The 20,268-nt window shown below is 47.4% G+C and carries 9 protein-coding genes, 2 tRNA genes and 3 rRNA genes; all 14 read right to left on the bottom strand.

Annotation, left to right across the window (positions count from 1 at the left end; genetic code table 11):
* Positions 1–117 (bottom strand): 5S ribosomal RNA (rrf, locus tag AYR61_RS10390).
* Between the two features lie 68 nt (positions 118–185).
* A 23S ribosomal RNA gene (locus tag AYR61_RS10385) occupies positions 186–3,105 on the bottom strand.
* A 175-nt stretch (positions 3,106–3,280) separates the two neighbouring features.
* Positions 3,281–3,353, bottom strand: a tRNA-Ala gene (locus AYR61_RS10380).
* A 25-nt stretch (positions 3,354–3,378) separates the two neighbouring features.
* A tRNA-Ile gene (locus AYR61_RS10375) sits at positions 3,379–3,452 on the bottom strand.
* Between the two features lie 82 nt (positions 3,453–3,534).
* A 16S ribosomal RNA gene (locus AYR61_RS10370) occupies positions 3,535–5,098 on the bottom strand.
* Together the 16S, 23S and 5S rRNA genes with 2 tRNA genes alongside form the textbook arrangement of a ribosomal RNA operon.
* 829 nt (positions 5,099–5,927) lie before the next feature.
* Positions 5,928–7,982 carry an LTA synthase family protein gene (locus AYR61_RS10365; protein ID WP_065902908.1) on the bottom strand — a complete coding sequence of 685 codons (2,055 nt, stop codon included), beginning with the start codon at positions 7,980–7,982 and terminating at the stop codon, positions 5,928–5,930.
* 191 nt (positions 7,983–8,173) lie between these two features.
* A complete protein-coding gene (locus tag AYR61_RS10360; protein ID WP_054711338.1) occupies positions 8,174–8,410 on the bottom strand; it encodes a YkuJ family protein in 237 nt (78 codons plus the stop codon).
* A gap of 574 nt (positions 8,411–8,984) precedes the next feature.
* Positions 8,985–11,042, bottom strand: coding sequence for a DNA mismatch repair endonuclease MutL (gene mutL / locus AYR61_RS10355; protein WP_065902906.1), 2,058 nt, complete (start codon positions 11,040–11,042; stop codon positions 8,985–8,987).
* A 26-nt stretch (positions 11,043–11,068) separates the two neighbouring features.
* Positions 11,069–13,768, bottom strand: a complete 2,700-nt coding sequence (gene mutS / locus AYR61_RS10350) for a DNA mismatch repair protein MutS (RefSeq protein ID WP_404814629.1) — start codon at positions 13,766–13,768, stop codon at positions 11,069–11,071.
* A gap of 12 nt (positions 13,769–13,780) precedes the next feature.
* Positions 13,781–14,584, bottom strand: coding sequence for a TIGR00282 family metallophosphoesterase (locus tag AYR61_RS10345; protein WP_056987757.1), 804 nt, complete (start codon positions 14,582–14,584; stop codon positions 13,781–13,783).
* A gap of 414 nt (positions 14,585–14,998) precedes the next feature.
* Positions 14,999–16,558: a ribonuclease Y gene (gene rny, locus AYR61_RS10340; RefSeq protein WP_056987758.1), complete on the bottom strand. Its 1,560-nt coding sequence runs from the start codon at positions 16,556–16,558 to the stop codon at positions 14,999–15,001.
* Between the two features lie 281 nt (positions 16,559–16,839).
* The gene (recA, locus tag AYR61_RS10335; RefSeq protein ID WP_054711336.1) at positions 16,840–17,901 is read right to left on the bottom strand and encodes a recombinase RecA; all 1,062 of its coding nucleotides are present in this window, start codon (positions 17,899–17,901) and stop codon (positions 16,840–16,842) included.
* A gap of 87 nt (positions 17,902–17,988) precedes the next feature.
* Positions 17,989–19,236: a competence/damage-inducible protein A gene (locus tag AYR61_RS10330; RefSeq protein WP_054711335.1), complete on the bottom strand. Its 1,248-nt coding sequence runs from the start codon at positions 19,234–19,236 to the stop codon at positions 17,989–17,991.
* A 430-nt stretch (positions 19,237–19,666) separates the two neighbouring features.
* Positions 19,667–20,254, bottom strand: a complete 588-nt coding sequence (gene pgsA, locus AYR61_RS10325) for a CDP-diacylglycerol--glycerol-3-phosphate 3-phosphatidyltransferase (protein ID WP_054711340.1) — start codon at positions 20,252–20,254, stop codon at positions 19,667–19,669.
* Positions 20,255–20,268: the final 14 nt, after the last annotated feature.

Raw genomic sequence — 20,268 nt, 5'->3', positions numbered from 1 at the left:
GCGTGGCAACGTCCTACCCTCGCAGGGGGCGATCCCCCAACTACTCTTGGCGTGCTGAAGCTTAACTTCTGTGTTCGGCATGGGAACAGGTGTATCCTTCAGGCTATCGCCACCACACTATTGAGAACTGGTGCTCTCAAAACTAGATAATATCGTTTTCCTACCGGAAATCACCGTTTTCTTACTTGGTTAAGTCCTCGACCGATTAGTACTAGTCCGCTCCATCCATCACTGGACTTCCACTTCTAGCCTATCTACCTGATCATCTCTCAGGGGTCTTACTTCCATAAAGGAATGGGAAATCTCATCTTGAGGCGAGTTTCACACTTAGATGCTTTCAGCGTTTATCTCATCCACACATAGCTACTCAGCAATGCGCCTGGCGGCACAACTGATACACCAGCGGTGTGTCCATTCCGGTCCTCTCGTACTAGGAACAGCTCCTCTCAAATTTCCTATGCCCGCGACGGATAGGGACCGAACTGTCTCACGACGTTCTGAACCCAGCTCGCGTACCGCTTTAATGGGCGAACAGCCCAACCCTTGGGACCGACTACAGCCCCAGGATGCGATGAGCCGACATCGAGGTGCCAAACCTCCCCGTCGATGTGGACTCTTGGGGGAGATAAGCCTGTTATCCCCAGGGTAGCTTTTATCCGTTGAGCGATGGCCCTTCCATACGGTACCACCGGATCACTAAGCCCGACTTTCGTCCCTGCTCGACCTGTCTGTCTCGCAGTCAAGCTCCCTTCTGCCTTTACACTCTACGAATGATTTCCAACCATTCTGAGGGAACCTTTGGGCGCCTCCGTTACTTTTTAGGAGGCGACCGCCCCAGTCAAACTGCCCACCTGACACTGTCTCCCACCACGCTAAGTGGTGCGGGTTAGAGTGTTCACACAACAAGGGTCGTATCCCACCAGCGCCTCTGCCGAAACTAGCGTTCCGGCCTCTACGGCTCCGACCTATCCTGTACAAGTTGTGTCAACACCCAATATCAAGCTACAGTAAAGCTCCATGGGGTCTTTCCGTCCTGTCGCGGGTAACCTGCATCTTCACAGGTACTATAATTTCACCGAGTCTCTTGTTGAGACAGTGCTCAGATCGTTACGCCTTTCGTGCGGGTCGGAACTTACCCGACAAGGAATTTCGCTACCTTAGGACCGTTATAGTTACGGCCGCCGTTTACTGGGGCTTCATTTCTGGGCTTCGCCGAAGCTAACTCATCCACTTAACCTTCCAGCACCGGGCAGGCGTCAGCCCCTATACGTCATCTTACGATTTTGCAGAAACCTGTGTTTTTGATAAACAGTCGCCTGAGCCTTTTCACTGCGGCTGCACTTGCGTGCAGCACCCCTTCTCCCGAAGTTACGGGGTCATTTTGCCGAGTTCCTTAACAAGAGTTCACTCGCACACCTTAGGATACTCTCCTCGACTACCTGTGTCGGTTTGCGGTACGGGTAATAAAGTATTCACTAGAAGCTTTTCTCGGCAGTGTGACGTCGGCCACTTCCCTACTTAAATTCGGTCCTCATCACAGCTTGTCAACCCGGCTGCCAGCATTTAACTGGTAACCTGACTTACTGCTTGAACGCATATTTCCAATCGTGCGCACGGCTTAGCCTCCTGCGTCCCTCCATCGTTCAAACACACTTTACTAGTACAGGAATCTCAACCTGTTAGCCATCGCTTACGCCTCTCGGCCTCAGCTTAGGTCCCGACTAACCCTAGGAGGACGAGCCTTCCCCAGGAAACCTTAGTCATTCGGTGGATCAGATTCTCACTGATCTTTCGCTACTCATACCGGCATTCTCACTTCTAAGCGCTCCACTAGTCCTTACGATCTAGCTTCACCGCCCTTAGAACGCTCTCCTATCACGTGACCTAATGGTCACATCCACAATTTCGGTGGTATCCTTAGCCCCGGTACATTTTCGGCGCAAAATCACTCGGCTAGTGAGCTATTACGCACTCTTTAAATGGTGGCTGCTTCTGAGCCAACATCCTAACTGTCTATGCAACTCCACCGCCTTTTCCACTTAGGATACACTTAGGGACCTTAATTGGTGGTCTGGGCTGTTCCCCTTTCGACGATGGATCTTATCACTCACCGTCTGACTCCCGGATATAAATCTGTGGCATTCGGAGTTTATCTGAATTCAGTAACCCATGACGGGCCCCTAGTCCAAACAGTGGCTCTACCTCCACGATTCTCAATTCCGAGGCTAGCCCTAAAGCTATTTCGGAGAGAACCAGCTATCTCCAAGTTCGTTTGGAATTTCACCGCTACCCACACCTCATCCCAGCACTTTTCAACGTACACGGGTTCGGGCCTCCAGTGCGTTTTACCGCACCTTCACCCTGGACATGGGTAGGTCACCTGGTTTCGGGTCTACACCAACGTACTGAAACGCCCGTTTCAGACTCGCTTTCGCTACGGCTCCGTCTTTTCAACTTAACCTTGCATGTTAGCGTAACTCGCCGGTTCATTCTACAAAAGGCACGCTGTCACCCATTAACGGGCTCCAACTAATTGTAGGCACATGGTTTCAGGAACTATTTCACTCCCCTTCCGGGGTGCTTTTCACCTTTCCCTCACGGTACTGGTTCACTATCGGTCACTAGGGAGTATTTAGCCTTGGGAGATGGTCCTCCCTGATTCCGACCAGGTTTCACGTGTCTGGCCGTACTCAGGATCCTGAACTGAGGGTTATTGGTTTCATTTACGGGGCTATCACCCTCTTTGGCCAGGCTTCCCAACCTGTTCAACTACCAACAACTTTGGTAACTCAAATGTTCAGTCCTACAACCCCAGGAAGCAAGCTTCCTGGTTTGGGCTGTTCCCACTTCGCTCGCCGCTACTATGGGAATCGCAATTGCTTTCTCTTCCTGTGGGTACTTAGATGTTTCAGTTCCCCACGTCTGCCTTTACTTAGCTATGTATTCACTAAGCAATAACCATCGGTTAAAATGGCTGGGTTTCCCCATTCGGAAATCTCCGGATCAAAGCTTACGTACAGCTCCCCGAAGCATATCGGTGTTAGTCCCGTCCTTCATCGGCTCCTAGTGCCAAGGCATTCACCATGCGCCCTTGTTAACTTAACCTAAATCACTAACGTGATTTCAGTTAATTGAGTATATGCGAAGTAGTTTAACTACTAATAAAAAGCTCAAAATAACGCGGTGTTCTCGGCTTAATTAATGAAATTATTAATTAATAAAAGAAAATTGATATTATCTAGTTTTCAAAGAACCAATTCTTATGACTCTTACGAGTCAATGGAGAATAGCGGGATCGAACCGCTGACCCCCTGCTTGCAAAGCAGGTGCTCTCCCATCTGAGCTAATTCCCCATAACAAACCGCTTGATTTGTTGAGTGGGCCTAAATGGACTCGAACCATCGACCTCACGCTTATCAGGCGTGCGCTCTAACCAGCTGAGCTATAGGCCCAAAAGCGTTACGGTTTGAGAGTAGACCTCTCAAAACTAAACAAAGTTTTGTCTCAGTGCAGGGCTTCCGTATTATTCCTTAGAAAGGAGGTGATCCAGCCGCAGGTTCTCCTACGGCTACCTTGTTACGACTTCACCCTAATCATCTGCCCCACCTTAGGCGGCTGGCTCCCGAAGGTTACCGAACCGACTTTGGGTGTTGCAAACTCTCATGGTGTGACGGGCGGTGTGTACAAGGCCCGGGAACGTATTCACCGCGGCATGCTGATCCGCGATTACTAGCGATTCCGACTTCGTGTAGGCGAGTTGCAGCCTACAGTCCGAACTGAGAATGGCTTTAAGAGATTAGCTTGCTCTCGCGAGTTCGCAACTCGTTGTACCATCCATTGTAGCACGTGTGTAGCCCAGGTCATAAGGGGCATGATGACTTGACGTCATCCCCACCTTCCTCCGGTTTGTCACCGGCAGTCTCGCCAGAGTGCCCAACTAAATGCTGGCAACTGACAATAAGGGTTGCGCTCGTTGCGGGACTTAACCCAACATCTCACGACACGAGCTGACGACAGCCATGCACCACCTGTATCTGCGTCCCCGAAGGGAACGCCTAATCTCTTAGGTTAGCACAGTATGTCAAGACCTGGTAAGGTTCTTCGCGTAGCTTCGAATTAAACCACATGCTCCACCGCTTGTGCGGGCCCCCGTCAATTCCTTTGAGTTTCAACCTTGCGGTCGTACTCCCCAGGCGGAATGCTTAATGCGTTAGCTGCGGCACTGAAGGGCGGAAACCCTCCAACACCTAGCATTCATCGTTTACGGCATGGACTACCAGGGTATCTAATCCTGTTCGCTACCCATGCTTTCGAGCCTCAGCGTCAGTTACAGACCAGACAGCCGCCTTCGCCACTGGTGTTCTTCCATATATCTACGCATTTCACCGCTACACATGGAGTTCCACTGTCCTCTTCTGCACTCAAGTTACCCAGTTTCCGATGCACTTCTCCGGTTAAGCCGAAGGCTTTCACATCAGACTTAAGTAACCGCCTGCGCTCGCTTTACGCCCAATAAATCCGGATAACGCTTGCCACCTACGTATTACCGCGGCTGCTGGCACGTAGTTAGCCGTGGCTTTCTGGTTGAATACCGTCAACGTCTGAACAGTTACTCTCAAACGTGTTCTTCTTCAACAACAGAGTTTTACGATCCGAAAACCTTCTTCACTCACGCGGCGTTGCTCCATCAGACTTTCGTCCATTGTGGAAGATTCCCTACTGCTGCCTCCCGTAGGAGTTTGGGCCGTGTCTCAGTCCCAATGTGGCCGATTACCCTCTCAGGTCGGCTACGTATCATTGCCTTGGTGAACCGTTACTCCACCAACTAGCTAATACGCCGCGGGTCCATCCAGAAGTGATAGCCGAAACCACCTTTCAAACAAAAACCATGCGGTTTTTGTTGTTATACGGTATTAGCACCTGTTTCCAAGTGTTATCCCCTGCTTCTGGGCAGGTTACCCACGTGTTACTCACCAGTTCGCCACTCATCCGATGTTAAAATCCGTGTAAGCACTTCATTTAGCGGGATGCGTTCGACTTGCATGTATTAGGCACGCCGCCAGCGTTCATCCTGAGCCAGGATCAAACTCTCATTTTATGATTGTTTGTGACTCATTTGTTGTTACATTGTTAATAAGCGAATTGACGTTCGCAAATTACATTTGATCTCAACTTACAGTTGAGATGCCCTGCACTTTGTGAAACAAAACTTCGTTCAGTTTTCAAAGGTCTACATATCTTGTTAGCGTTGATAGCCAACAACTTAATCATTATAGCATCTCGATTTTAACGTGTCAACCATGAATTTGAATAATTATTTAATTCAAATTCACATTTCCAATTAAAACCAATCTGCAATTTGCTAACTAAATCCTTGCTATATCAGCAACGAACTTTATTAGTTTAGCAAATGCTGTCATATCTGTCAAGCAACGTTTTGAATATTTATTAATTCAAACTTGTCCGACTAGAACAGCTTACTACCAACTCGCATAACTTGTCAACGACTAATTCAATGAATCTGTTGAATAATTATTCGAGCTCTCGCTTGCTGTTTTTCAACAACGCATATTATCTTATCAACTAATTCCATTCAGGTCAAGCCTGTTTACAACTTTTTTGAGAATTTGCCTCAATAATTTCATTCTGACTTTAATAAGCAACTAGTAACGATCGAGATTGCCACAGGTACACCCCGCTATACGTAATTTTATCGCCTCTCAACCATTACTAGCTTTAATGACATGAAAGCCCACACGAACTAAGTAAGTCTGCCTAGTCACGCTTTACTCGTGCTAGCTACAAATTTAAACTCAACCTGTTTAGTCCTGAAACTTCTGGCCAAAGTTAGCCACAACCAGACCGCAAAAAAAACTGGCTACCTTCTTATAGAGGTAGCCAGTTTTTCACCAACTGTGTTGCCACAGTTACTTCAACTCAGGTGCATCCGTCTTATATGGAACTGCCTTGCCATTGCGTTTAGCAAGCACGCTAGTTGGATACTTCTTTTCAGCAGCCTTCAACTTAGCCATTCCATTGATGTACTTGTAGTTATAGTCTTTCTTATTCACCTTAGTGAACCCTTTTGGCGTATAGAACCGTAAGAGATCCCCTTCGATGACCCGATCAGACAACGAGAGTTCCGTCGTCACATAGTTTTGCAATTTAGTAATCTGTTTCTTTTGCTGACTCGTCAACGTAAGTTTCTTTCCCGTCGACGTTTGATAGACGGTACTGCCAACCTTGGTATACTTCGGTGTGACAAAGTCCCCATCACGGAAAGCAACAACTTGATTCCGCTTGTTCGACAGAAGATCTTGCCCGAACTGAATCGTATTGTTGTCCTTAACGCCTAACAGATCCATCAACGTAGGTAAGACATCGATCTCGCCACCATACGTGTGGTCGATACCACCTTTAAGGCCGGCAGAATGAATCATTAATGGTACTTTCTGGAACTGCGCCAGATCGTACTCATTCACGCTCTTTTTGCCTAACAGATGTGCAATCGCAGCCCGGTGGTTATCCGATATCCCATAATGATCTCCATAGAGCATAATGACACTGTTTTTGTACAATCCCGAAGTCTTGAGGTACGTCAAAAATTCACCAAATGCTTCATCTAGGTAGTGCGCCGTTTGCACATAGGGATCAACCGTCTTATCACCAGTCTTGGTAGCTGGGAAATCGGTATTTTGCTTATCCAATTCATACGGGTAGTGGTTCGTCAGCGTAATCAGCTTCGCATAAAACGGTTGTGGTAACTGATCGAGGTACTGTGACGCCTGCTTAAAGAAGATCTTATCCTTTAACCCATAGCCAACTGAATAATCAGGTTTCGTTTTATAGTAACTAGAACTAAAGAAATATTCATACCCCCACGATTTATAGGTATTATCTCGGTTCCAGAAACTTGGCACATCCCCATGGAATGCAGCCGTGGTATACCCCTTTTGGCTTAAGATCGCTGGTGCAGCTTGGAACGTGTTCTGCGTCCCATAGGTGGTCATCGCTGACCCTTGAGGCAACCCATACAACGAGTTTTCAAGCATCATTTCTGCATCTGAGGTCTTCCCTTGGGCAACCTGGTTGTAGAAATTGTCAAAACTCAGGGTATTTTTGTTCTTATAGAACTTGTTTAAGTTAGGGGTAACTTCCTTACCATCCACCTTATAATTGATCAAGAATTGCTGGAAACTTTCCAAATGAATGATAATGACGTTTTTACCCTTAGCCTGCCCGTAATACTTCACATTCGGACTCACTCGGTTACGGTTCACGAATTTCTTAACACTCGTGAGATCACTGGCATTTGCGTGTGCTCGCGTCGCACTTTCCTTTTGCGTTTGATACGCATTAAACGCCGCATATTCGTTTAACCCTAAGTACTTCACAATGTAATTATTGTCAAATGTTCTGGTCAATAACCCGGAACGGTCCGCATTGGCCATCCCGTATTCAGCACCCATTAACGAAAAGGCGAGCACGGATAAGACTAGCGCATACCGGCGTTTAAATGGCCGAACATCAACTCGGATCACGTGTGTCAGTAATAGGACAACTAACACGATAATATCCAAGAATACCAGGAAATCCGTTGGTCTAATAATCTGACCAATACTCTTCCCAAGGTTGTTTTGCACGTCCCCAGAGCCTTTGATCACACTAAAAGTTAGGAAATCAGAAAATTCACGATAGTAAATGATGTTCGCAAAGATCCAAATTGACTGAATCAGGTCAATAACAATCATTAACCAGTAAACTAATCGTCCCCGGAAATAAAGTGCGATGCCAAATAACAGCAGTGCAGCAGGTATGGGGTTAATCGCCAACAGGAACTGCTGCACGCTCCCCTTGGCCCCCAATGTAAATTCTGTCTGATAGGCGATATACGTCTTCACACAAAATAATAGGACAACTAATAAGTAGAACCCAAACACCGTATTCAGCTTATTCGTTGACCCCTTGATCTTTCCCGACATAATCCAATGCCTCCACGTTAGAGTTAACAAATGCCATTATATCTAATCTTACCGAAATAGCAATTTCACGCTAACTTCTTTGAAAAAACTTCACAACTCATTAACGAAACTGATACATATAAGTAATGAAAATGATACATATAAGTAATGAAAATGATAAAACAAAAACTATGGTTGCCCATAGTTTTTCGTTAATTATTGGTCAGTAACTCAAACAATTCAATTGCTACTAAATCAATGTTATCAAACTCAAAATGTTCCTTGCCCTGATATTCATCCAACGTGTACGTTTTCGTTTCGGAATGATACGTCACCTGAGCCTGTTCAACACCGTTAACTTCGAAGCGCCGTGGTTGTGGTTCGTCACCAGCATCTTCCTGCATTGCTTTCAGTCGATTAATGATTCCGATTAATTGTGATTCCTCCATGAGAATCCCCTTTCCGATTTCAAATTGACACTCTAATTTTACCAAAGACTCGCCCCATGCGCACGAAATTCTTGTAAAACGAGGGATTTTTTTAAGACTGTCTCAGAAACCGCAACCTGTCGCGTTGTTCGCATTGGGAAAATGGTGATATAAACACCCCCCTAAGGCCGTGGATGGTGAAACATCTGTGGCTTTAGGGGGGTGTTTTGAGATAACACTGTCTAATTATGTTTTATTGAGTCATAAAGTAGCAGGTTACCTTATCGCAGCGTCTGAATGGAAAGTCGATTCGGACTTATCAGCTGGGTGGGTATGGCTGCTGGCTTGCTTGGCCTCCGTGTCGAAACGTGTTCCGCAAGGCTAACGTGTAACGGACGCTGACCAAAAAGTCAGAACCGGACCGCGTGTTTTATCAGCCGAATGCGTATGGCTGCTGGCTTGCTTGGCCTCTGTGCCGAAACATGTTCCGCAAGGCAAGGGGCGGCCATGTAACGGACTCTGGCAAAAATGCCAAGTTCGGGCATTTCTGCCAGAGTCCGTTACATTCTGCCCCTTAACCGCCTTGCTCCACACTCTAGGCCTCATCCGCCCTTTGCGACGTATGCGAATCTTGAATGCGTTTGAACATTCTTTCCATGTCTGTGTCGGTAAAATGAATCAACACTGGCCGGCCGTGGGGGCAGTTAAACGGGTTTTCTGCTGACTTTAGATGCACCATTAAGGCATTTGCCTGTTGGTCGTCCAAGTGGTGGTTCGCCTTAATTGCCCGCTTACAGCTCATCATAATAGCCGTCTTTTCGCGGAATTGGGCAACCGTTAAATGACCATCTCGAAGCACCCAGTCGATCATTTCTTTGATCGTATCGGACTCCTGACCTGCCTTAAACCAAGTCGGGTGTTGCCGCACAATGATGCTGTTTGGTCCGAATTGTTCTAGATGCAGACCCACACTCGCTAACATGTCCACTTGGTCCATAATTTTCAACATGTCTGAAGTGGCGTAGTCTAACACAATGGGCACCAGCAACCGCTGCTGATCATCGGCAACCTCCCCGATGGCCTTGCGGTAATACTCATAATTGACCCGTTCCTGAGCAGCATGTTGATCCATGATGTAGAGCCCATCAGGTGACTGTGCCAATAAATACGTCCCATGGTATTGGCCAATATAGGTCAATTCAGGGAACCGTTCCTTTCGCTCAGAAAACAGATCCGTTTCGTTTGCCGGTTGTGCTGAAGGTGCCTCGTCATCCGTAGTGCGCTCAGATCCTGATGTCGTTTCTAAAGTAAACGGGCCGGCACTTGTGTTTTGATACTTCTGATCAAAATCAGCCAGCGTGTCAGACTGCAATTGCGCCTTATCGGTGATCATAATGGGATCGACTGTGCCATCATCAGCATCAAATTCTGGTGGTTGTGGGGCAGCCGACGCCGTGCGATCTTCCGGTACTGGTAATTGAGTCTCCGGTGCCGCGCTCACGGTCAGTCCGGCAGACCATAACGGATTCTTCGGGGCCTCAGGTTGCGACTGACGTGTCACTAAATTAGCATTGGCCCGCGAAATAGCTTCCAAGTCACCAGCTAATTTTTGCGTGTCGAGCTGCGGTTCATCGCTACCTTGAAGATTACTTAACGCATCCGGAATCAAATTCTGATTCGCAAGCTGCCGACGAATCGCCTCGCTAATCACTTCAGAGAGCTGCGGTTCCTTACTGATACGGACTTCCTGCTTCGTTGGGTGAACGTTAACATCAACGAGTAACGGATCCATTTCAATGTTAACCACGGCCAAAGGATAGCGACCGACCATTAATTTCGATCCGTAGCCGGCAATGATGGCTTTTGTTAGGGCATAGTTTTTAATGTACCTGCCGTTCAATAGTACTGACATGTAGGCCCGGTTCGCCCGCGTCAGTTCTGGCAGGGACACGTAACCGCTAACTTTAAAATCAGCATCCTTGCCCTTGATGGCCAACATCTTATTCGCCTTGTTAAGGCCATAGACGTTGCCGATGACCTGCAGAAGGTCGCCGCGACCCGCCGTCCGCATCATTTCACGCCCGTTATTCGCAAGTGAAAATGAAATGTCCGGGTGGCCAAATGCCAATCGATTAACGATATCAACGATCTTAGCCAGTTCTGTATTCAACGATTTTAAATACTTCAATCGGGCTGGCACGTTAAAGAACAGGTCCGTCACTGTGATGTCCGTCCCCCGGCGCGCCTCTGCGGGCTTTTGGGTCTTCGTTTGACCACCGCTGATGTGGATCTCAGTGCCTTCGCCGCCGGTGGACGTGACCATCACAACGTCAGCAACCGACGCAATACTTGGCAGCGCCTCACCACGAAACCCCAACGAGTGAACGCGGAAAAGATCCTTACGATCCGTTATTTTGCTGGTGGCGTGTCGTTTGAATGCCAGCGTCACCTCATCATTGGCAATGCCGCTGCCATCATCGATCACCTGGATTCGTTTTAACCCAGCCTCTTCAACAATGATATCGATTTCGTGACTACCCGCGTCAATTGCGTTTTCAACTAATTCTTTGACAACTGATGCCGGCCGCTCGATAACTTCACCAGCTGCGATCTGATCCACTAGTGTTGATGATAATTCGTGAATTTGCGGCATTCTCTCACCTTCTCATCGTACCGTTTCTATTTTTTCTTGGTGGCTTGTTGCTGCCACTTGTAAACTTGATTCATGACTTCCATTGGCGTTAGTGCCATTAGATTAAGCGACTTGAGCTGTTTTAGCAACTGATCAGCTTCAGTACGCTTCTTCGTTGGTTCAGGCGTCCCAAAGAGTGACAGTTGTGTATCCTCGCCATCATCAATTTTAGGTGTAAGGGCCTCATTTTCCGATTCCCGAACAGTTGTTCTTTTCTGCTCTTCGACCGTTTTAGCCGGGACATCCTCCACCGACTGTGCCTCGCTTGAAGTTGCGGCAACGATGGGCTTATCCTGATCATCCTTAGTCTCTAACCGGGTCAAAATCTGGTCTGCTCGCGTCAGCAAACTATCAGGCAACCCAGCAAGTTTCGCTACATGGATCCCGTAAGACTTATCAGCAGGACCATTTTGCATCTGGTGCAGGAAGACTAATTCGCCATCTTTTTCAACCGCGCCAACGTGCACGTTTTTCAACTCTGGCAAACTCTCTTCCAAAACCGTTAATTCGTGGTAATGAGTCGAAAAGAGCGTTTTGGCGTGAACCCGATTATGCACAAACTCAATAATCGCCTGCGCCAATGCCATCCCGTCATAGGTCGCCGTCCCGCGTCCAATCTCGTCAAAGAGGATCAGCGAATTAGCGGACGCGTTCGCAAGTGCTTCATTAGCTTCCTTCATTTCGACCATGAACGTACTTTCACCGGAGATCAGGTCATCTGCTGCCCCAATTCTGGTGAAAATCTGGTCAAAAATTGGCATTGTGGCACTCTTAGCGGGGACAAAACACCCCATCTGCGCAAGAATCACAGTTAATGCTAGCTGTCGCATGTAAGTACTCTTCCCAGACATGTTGGGACCAGTAATCAGCAGAATGGTCGTTTGATCATCCATCAAAATATCGTTTGGGACGTATTTTTGCCGCCCTAACACCTTTTCAACGACCGGGTGCCGCCCCTCAATAATTCGAAGTTGATGGCCACCCTTGGTCAGTGTTGGGGCAACGAAGCGGTATTTTTCACTGACGTCCGCAAAACTTTGCAGCACATCTAGTTCCGCCACCGCGTGCGCTAACGTCTGGATGCGTTGAATATTTTGCTTGACCATTTCGCGCAATTTAACAAACAGTTGGTACTCAAGGTCAGTTGATTTTTCCTCAGCTTCCAAAATCAGCCGTTCCTTTTCCTTCAGTTCCGGCGTAGTAAACCGCTCTGAATTGGTCAGGGTCTGTTTGCGTTCATAGCGCCCCTCCGGCAGCTTGCTAAGATTGACCTTCGTCACTTCGATGTAGTAGCCAAACACCCGGTTATAGCCAATCTTTAAATTATTGATACCGGTGGCCTGGCGTTCCGAAGCCTCCATCTCTGCTAACCATTGTTTCCCGTTATGCATGGCTTCACGATAGGTGTCTAACTGATCATCGTATCCATCCTTGATAATGCCGCCGTCCGTCACAGAAATCGGCGGGTCCTCGATAATAGCCTGTTCGATGGCATCCGCAACGTCATCGTTAGGATCCAAATTATTTAAAATATCGTCAAACGTGCCGTCCTCAAACTCCCCTAGAACGTGTTGAATCTTAGGAATCTGGTTCAGCGACGTTTTCAGCTGAATCAGGTCACGCCCGTTTACACTCCCAAAAGCGACCCGACCAGCAAGCCGCTCCAGATCGTAAACCTTCGTCAGTTCCTCTTGCAGGTTATGACGTTCAAAATATTGGGTGACCAAAGCCCCCACTTTATGCTGTCGAGCAAGGATCTCGTCACGCGTCACCAACGGACGGTCAAGCCACTGTTTAAGCAACCGACCACCCATGGCAGTTCGCGTTTCATCCAGTAACCACAGTAACGTGCCGGATTTCTTGCCGGTGCGAATATTTTGTGTCAACTCCAGATTTCGCTGGGAATAGTGATCCATTTTTAAAAAATAAGATGGTTGATAGACGACCGCACGCTGCAAATGCGCTAGACTACGCTTTTGCGTGGTCACAATGTACGTTAACAGATGCTTTAAAACAGCATTTTGTGCCACATCTGTCACATCCTGAGTTAAGTAGCTCAGTTCCGACTGTTCCGTCACATCGTCCTGATGAGAAACCAGGATGCCAATCTGGCTGATTTGCTGACGTTCGTCATCCGTAACACTTTGGTCAACAACGATTTCCTTCGTTTGTAAACTCATGACTTCATTGACAACCGCTTCAAAGTTTTTGAGACTGGCCACTTTAAGTTCACCCGTCGACAGGTCAGCATAGGCAAACCCGTAGTCTGTGGCAGTCTTTGTCAACGCGGTCAGGTAGTTATTGCGTTTCGCATCACCGATTCCAGTGTCGGTCTGGGTACCAGGTGTCACCAGTTGAATGACTTCCCGTTTCACCATTCCTTCAGCGAGTTTCGGATCTTCCACCTGCTCACAAATGGCCACTTTATAGCCCTTATCGACTAAAATATCGACGTAGTTTTGAGCTGCCCGGTGAGGCACGCCACACATTGGAATTTGATTTTCAGCACTTGCGTTGTGACTTCGAGAAGTCAGCGTTAATTCCAATAATTGCGAGCCTTTGATGGCATCATCGTTAAATAGTTCATAGAAGTCACCGATCCGGTAAAACAAAAAAGCATCCGGGTACTGGTCTTTAATTTCTTGATATTGCACCATCATTGGTGTTTGTTTTGCTGCTGAGGGCAAGCTCTTCACCTCTTAATTAAAATAGGGATGCGCATCACTGATCAAAATCGGCTTAATTTTTGTTGCTTGGCCATTTTGATCATTAATATCGATCACACATCCTGATAAAATGCTTTTTTCATCTTCATCAACAACGTACCGCGTTGGCCGTTGCGTCAGGAACCGACTGATGACACCCTCTGACTGCATGCCAAGAATGCCGTTATCAGGGCCAGTCATCCCGGCATCCGTCATAAATGCTGTCCCACCAGGTAAGATCTGACCATCCGTGGTCTGTACGTGGGTGTGCGTCCCAACAACTGCGGACACCTTTCCCTGAAGATAGGTCGCCATCGCGCGTTTTTCACTCGTGGCTTCAGCATGAAAATCTAAAAAGATAATGGGGGTCGTTTTCCGAATTTCGGTCACTAACGCATCAGCTGCCGTAAACGGATCATCCAATGGTGGCAAGAACACCCGTCCTTGAAGATTGATCACAGCAAGTGTCGCTTGATTGACCTTCAATTGTGTCCACCCGCGGCCAGGCACATCTTTGCCGGGATAGTTGGCAGGCCGGACTAATTTCGTTGTGCCGTCAATAAATTCAAAAATTTCTTTGTTATCCCAGGTGTGATTCCCCATGGTGACAACGTCGGCGCCGCTAGCAAGCAACGTCTTGTATATTGCCTGACTGATGCCCCGCCCAACTGGTGTGGAATTCTCACCGTTCACAATCGTCGCCTGTGGCTTGTAATCCCGTTTCAACTGAGGTAAATAGGTCTCAATCATGTGAACACCGCGGTCACCCACAACGTCACCAATAAATAATAATCGCATACTGATCCTCTAATCTAATTGTTTTATATCATCGTATTGGACTATTTTAACATGGTTTGGGGGTGGATGGAAAAATAGAGTGCGGAGAAAGGCGGTTAGAGGGCGGAGTGTAAGACACGCTTGCAGAAATGCCCGAACCTGGCATTTTTGCAAGCGTGTCTTACACAGGAGCCCTCTGCCTTTCGGAGCACGTTTGGACGCCAAATAAGCGATGAGCCAACATAATCCGCCCCTTTATCCAAAAGAACAGCCTCAAACGACTGCATACCCCCACCGTCCCATACCACATCCCCAGATAGACACAATTTCACTACCAACTAGCCAACACCCCCGCCAACTTTCCAAAACAAAATCAAAAAAACAAGGCCACCAGCTCATCACGAGCCAGCAACCTCATTTCCTGGTTATTCCACATTATTTTGCGTACGCTACCGATCGCACTTCACGAATGACGGAAACCTTGATATGACCTGGATAATCCATGTCAGACTCAATCTTTTCCTTAATGTCGTGCGCCAGTGTCACAGCGTCTAAATCTGAAATTTTATTTGGTTTAACAATGACGCGAACTTCTCGGCCCGCCTGAATTGCAAATGATTTTTGAACACCATCGAACTCGTCGGCAATTGATTCTAATCGTTCCAAACGGTGAATGAAGCTCTCTAAGGAGTCGCTTCGTGCACCTGGACGACTTGCTGAGATAACGTTTGCGGCCCCCACTAACTCTGAAATAATGTAGTGCGATTCGCTCGTTTCATCATGGGAAGCAATGGCATCGATCACCACTGGGCTTTCCTTGTATTTCTTAGCTAAGTCAACGCCGATCTGTACGTGAGATTCTTCAACATCATTTTCAACCGCTTTACCAATATCGTGTAATAATCCTGCGCGTTTTGCTAGCGTTACATCCTCACCTAATTCAGCTGCAAAAATCCCTGAAAGTTTTGCAACTTCAACTGCATGTGTTAACACATTTTGACCATACGAAACCCGGTAATTCATTTGGCCTACGAGCTTGATCAGTGCGGGATGCATTGAATGAATCCCGAGATCAAAAACCGTTTGCTCGCCAAGGTCCTGAATGCGTTCATCCAGTTCTTTGCGCGCCTTTTCAACCATCTCTTCAATTCGAGCTGGGTGAATCCGGCCATCCTGAATTAACTTTTCAAGCGCAATCTTGGCAACTTCTCGCCGTAATGGGTCAAAGCCGCTTAAAACGACTGCTTCCGGGGTGTCATCAATAATTAAATCGATGCCGGTTAAGGTTTCTAACGTCCGAATATTGCGCCCTTCACGCCCAATAATCCGGCCTTTCATATCGTCATTAGGCAGTGTGACCACGGAAACCGTTGTGTCGGAAACCATGTCCGCACCGCTACGTTGAATCGCCTGAACGATCAAGTCCTTCGCTTTTGCATCAGCCTCTTGGGCTGCTTGCTGAGTGGATTCTTTGATCATCTTGGCGCGTTCCGAAGCTAAAGTCTCCTTAGCTTCGTTAATAATCAGGGACTGTGCTTCCTCTTGTGAAAGCGCAGCTGCTTCTTCAACGGCATCTTGCCGTTTTTGAATAAGGGAGTCTGCTTGCTGTTGTAATTTAGCAACTTTTTGCTGCTCTGAACTCAACTTATTTTCCTTGCGTTCAAGAGCATCTTCCCGCTTTTGAAAAGCGTTATCTTTACGATCAAGTGCTTCTTCTCGTTGTAACACGCGATCTTCCTGCTTTTGAATCTCGTTGCGTTGCCGCTTAAGATCCTTTTCTGCTTCTGATCGGTAACGATGACTGTCCTCTTTCGCCTCTAAAAGCGTTTCTTTAGTATCAGTCTCAGCCTGCTTTTTCGCATCTGCTAAAATTCCCTGTGCTGTTTCGTGAGCCGCGTCCAACTTGCGTTCGTAAACGGACTTATGCAGGACGTATCCGATAACAGCACCTACAACGATAGCGATGATTGCGAGGATTATTTCCGGAATACTCATGATTCCACCTCCGCATCATCCAAAATGGTGATTGATAAATCAGTAATTTTTTAGATGTTAATGATTATTGACACAACTAGTATTCTAATGTTTCTAAATAGGTGTGTCAATAAAACATCCTCTCTGGAGACCACAATTACCACGATTTCTCAGATTAGACCCTAAATAACTCTAAAAAAATGAAAATTACATGAGATTTGCTTGGTAAGCAAAACTGAATCTACGAAAAAGAGACGCCCACTTTTCTGATTGGAAAAGTGGGCGTCTCTTAGGGTGTTGCTTTATTTTGCATCTTCAGTATCGATATCCAACGTTTCGACGTCACTTTCGTCAGTCGACGCCTCGGCGTCCTCACCGTCCATGTTATAGGCAGCTCGAACCTTGCTTGTGATCTCAGCCATTACTTCTGGGTGGTCCGCTAAGTAACCCTTAGCATTTTCACGGCCTTGGCCGATTCGATCATCACCGTAAGAATACCATGACCCAGACTTGTTGATAATTTCTTTTTCAACAGCCATGTCGACCAGTTCACCCGTTTGAGAGATTCCTGAGCCATACATGATATCGACTTCGGCACGCTTAAATGGCGGTGCTACCTTGTTCTTGACGACTTTGATCCGAACTCGGTTCCCGATAATATCGGTGCCCTCTTTGATCTGTTCAGCACGCCGAATTTCAAGCCGCACAGTGGCGTAGAATTTCAGTGCCCGACCACCAGGCGTGGTTTCAGGATTACCAAACATGACCCCAACTTTTTCACGAATTTGGTTAATAAAAATCGCAATCGTGTGGGTCTTGTTGATTGTTCCAGACAGTTTACGCAATGCCTGTGACATCAACCGGGCCTGCAGCCCAACGTGGGCGTCACCCATTTCGCCATCAATTTCCGCCCGTGGTACAAGTGCCGCCACGGAATCCACGACGATCATGTCAACCGCACCACTAGAAACCAAGGCATCGGCAATTTCCAATCCTTGTTCACCAGTATCAGGTTGTGATAACAACAGGTCATCAATATTAACGCCTAAGTTAGTTGCGTATGCAGGATCCAATGCGTTTTCAGCATCAATATAGGCAGCAGTGCCACCCTCTTTTTGGACTTCAGCAACTGCGTGAAGCGCCACCGTCGTCTTACCAGAACTTTCAGGGCCGTACACTTCAACGATCCGTCCCCGAGGATAACCCCCAACTCCCAAGGCATTGTCTAATGCCAAGGAACCTGATGAAATCGTTGAGATCTTGGTATCAGCAGCATCCCCCATTCGCATGATGGAGCCCTTACCAAAGTTTTTTTCAATTTTCTTTAACGCAGCATCCAGTGCTGCTTGTCGTTCGTCAGCCATTTCAGTCCTCCTTATGAGCCATTTACTAGATAAACTATACCGACTTTTATCGTAAAAAGCAAGAAAAATCGAACAAAAGTTCGCATCTTAATCTGTCGTTAATTTTTGCCGAATAAGGTCGAGACCAGTGAGCACTGAACTGCGCCGAATCTGCGCCCTACCGTTAGCAAAATGATACAGGTGAGCCTCTGCCGGCTGGTCTTTAAACGCGATACCGATCCAGACTGTTCCAGCTGGTTGGCCTTCCAATTTGTCAGGGCCGGCAACGCCAGTGAACGAAACAGCAACGTCTGTCGCTAGTTTGAGCTTTGCCTGCTGCGCCATCCAAACTGCCGTTTCTTCACTAACGACCCCAAAGTCATCTACGATGTGCTGTGGAATCGACAGCAGGGAAACCTTTGCTTCGTTTGCGTAAGTGACAAAACCACCTGGAAAGACGGCAGAAACGCCCGGAACGTCTCCCAGAGTGCTTTGGAACTCACCCGCTGTTAAACTTTCGGCAGCCGTGACTGTGAGCTGTGCATCTATCAGCTGGTGAACGACCACCTGAGCAAGGGAATTATCATCCCCATAGCCGTAAAAGTATTGTCGATCACGTTCTAAAACGTCCTCAACCATGCCGTTGACTTTGTCCTCAGCTTCCGCCTGTGTCTTCGCCGTAGCAGTGATGCGTAAAGTAACCTCTCCTACCTTGGCATAGGGGGCAATGGTGGGATTGGTCTGGGCATCGATCAAATCCCCAAGGTTCGTCACCAATTCCGATTCACCAATGCCAATAAACCGCATGACCTTAGAAAAAATGACACCTTGGTTCGTCCCTTTTGCCATCAACCGCGGCATCAATTGCTGATCGACCATCACGGTAAATTCCGATGGCGGACCCGGTAACAACACCACGTCAGCGCCATCTGGATCACGGTAAAGATCGCCAACCGCGAATCCCGTTGCGTTGGGCAGCGTGTCTGCATGTGCCAACTTCAATGCCTGCAACTGATTGTTTGGCGTGTTTAATCGGCCACTTTGTTCCTGAAAGGCAGTAATTTTAGCAAGTGCATCCTCATCCGTGACCAAGTCTTCACCCAAGGCATGTGCCACAACCTGTTTTGTCAGGTCATCCTTCGTCGGGCCTAACCCACCGATCAAGATAACCAAGTCACTTCGATTCTGAGCCGTCTTAAAGACCGCCTCAAGTCGTTTAGGATTATCCCCCACAACTGTTTGGTAGTAAACATTAATGCCGATACCGGCTAATTTTTGGGCCAAATACGCGCCATTAGTATTCGCAATCTGGCCGAGCAGCAACTCAGTACCAACGGCAACAATTTCTGCGTTCATCTAGGTCTCTTCCTTTCTCAAACAACTACGACTAGTGTACACGATAATTGTTCGGTTTGTCTGAATTTGTGTTCGATGCGTCATTGACCCATCTACCCTATAATGACGTTTTGGTTGGGGGATTGTTTTTTTATTTTTTGAAATGATTGGGGCCGGGTAGGATTATTTTTGCTTAGCATGGGGTGTTGCGTGCTTTATTGATTTGGAGATTGTAAAACCCTCATAGTGGCATCCGATTTTTCGGGTGTCACTATGAGGGTTTGAGTTGATTTTTTTGTTACAGCGCTGGAAAACCTTTCTAGGCTTCCGTGCCGAAACGCGTTCCGGAAAACTGAGGGCGGAGCGTAAGGGACTCTGGCAAAAATGCCAAGACCAGGCATTTCTGCCAGAGTCCCTTACGCTCCGCCCTCACCCGTTTTCCTCCACGCTCTTACTCATTAAACGAATCCGAGAACACACTTCGATTCTGCACGAAGTAATCGATTCCCGAGTAAATCGTAAAGAACAGGCACACGTACAGCAGGATCGTGCCCAATGGGAAGTGCCAGATTTGGAAGAAACAGTTGTTTAATAACAGGAAAATGATCCCCAGCATCTGTGAAAAAGTCTTGATCTTACCTGGCATTGCAGCTGCCATCACCTGACCGTCGTTTTCAACGATAATCAGCCGCAGACCAGTCACTGCTAACTCACGGCACACAATAATGGCGACGACCCAGGCTGGTGCCTTACCCATAGCAACCAGAATAATGAATGCGGTCATCACGATCATCTTATCGGCTAAAGGATCCGCAAACTTGCCGAAATTCGTGACTAAATGATTGCGCCGGGCAATCTGACCGTCGAGAAAGTCGGTGATCGACGCCACCGCAAACACGATTGCGGCAACGATCTGTGTCACTGGAATCGCCGTTTGCAGCCAGGTCACTGTTCCCCAGTCCATTGGTAACACCAACAATAATAAGAAAATCGGAATTAGGATGATCCGCATTACGGTTAATTTATTTGGTAAATTCAATTCCATTGACCCCC

Origin of the sequence: Secundilactobacillus paracollinoides (genome assembly GCF_001702155.1) — a bacterium.
Lineage (GTDB): Bacteria > Bacillota > Bacilli > Lactobacillales > Lactobacillaceae > Secundilactobacillus > Secundilactobacillus paracollinoides.
Note: the sequence above shows the minus strand (reverse complement) of the source record. Positions and strands in the feature narration are given on the sequence as shown.

Coding starts and splice junctions, on each gene's coding strand:
- AYR61_RS10365 (WP_065902908.1), bottom strand. CDS start 7,982: ATGTCGGGAAAGATCAAGGGGTCAACGAATAAGCTGAATACGGTGTTT.
- AYR61_RS10360 (WP_054711338.1), bottom strand. CDS start 8,410: ATGGAGGAATCACAATTAATCGGAATCATTAATCGACTGAAAGCAATG.
- mutL (WP_065902906.1), bottom strand. CDS start 11,042: ATGCCGCAAATTCACGAATTATCATCAACACTAGTGGATCAGATCGCA.
- AYR61_RS10345 (WP_056987757.1), bottom strand. CDS start 14,584: ATGCGATTATTATTTATTGGTGACGTTGTGGGTGACCGCGGTGTTCAC.
- rny (WP_056987758.1), bottom strand. CDS start 16,558: ATGAGTATTCCGGAAATAATCCTCGCAATCATCGCTATCGTTGTAGGT.
- recA (WP_054711336.1), bottom strand. CDS start 17,901: ATGGCTGACGAACGACAAGCAGCACTGGATGCTGCGTTAAAGAAAATT.
- AYR61_RS10330 (WP_054711335.1), bottom strand. CDS start 19,236: ATGAACGCAGAAATTGTTGCCGTTGGTACTGAGTTGCTGCTCGGCCAG.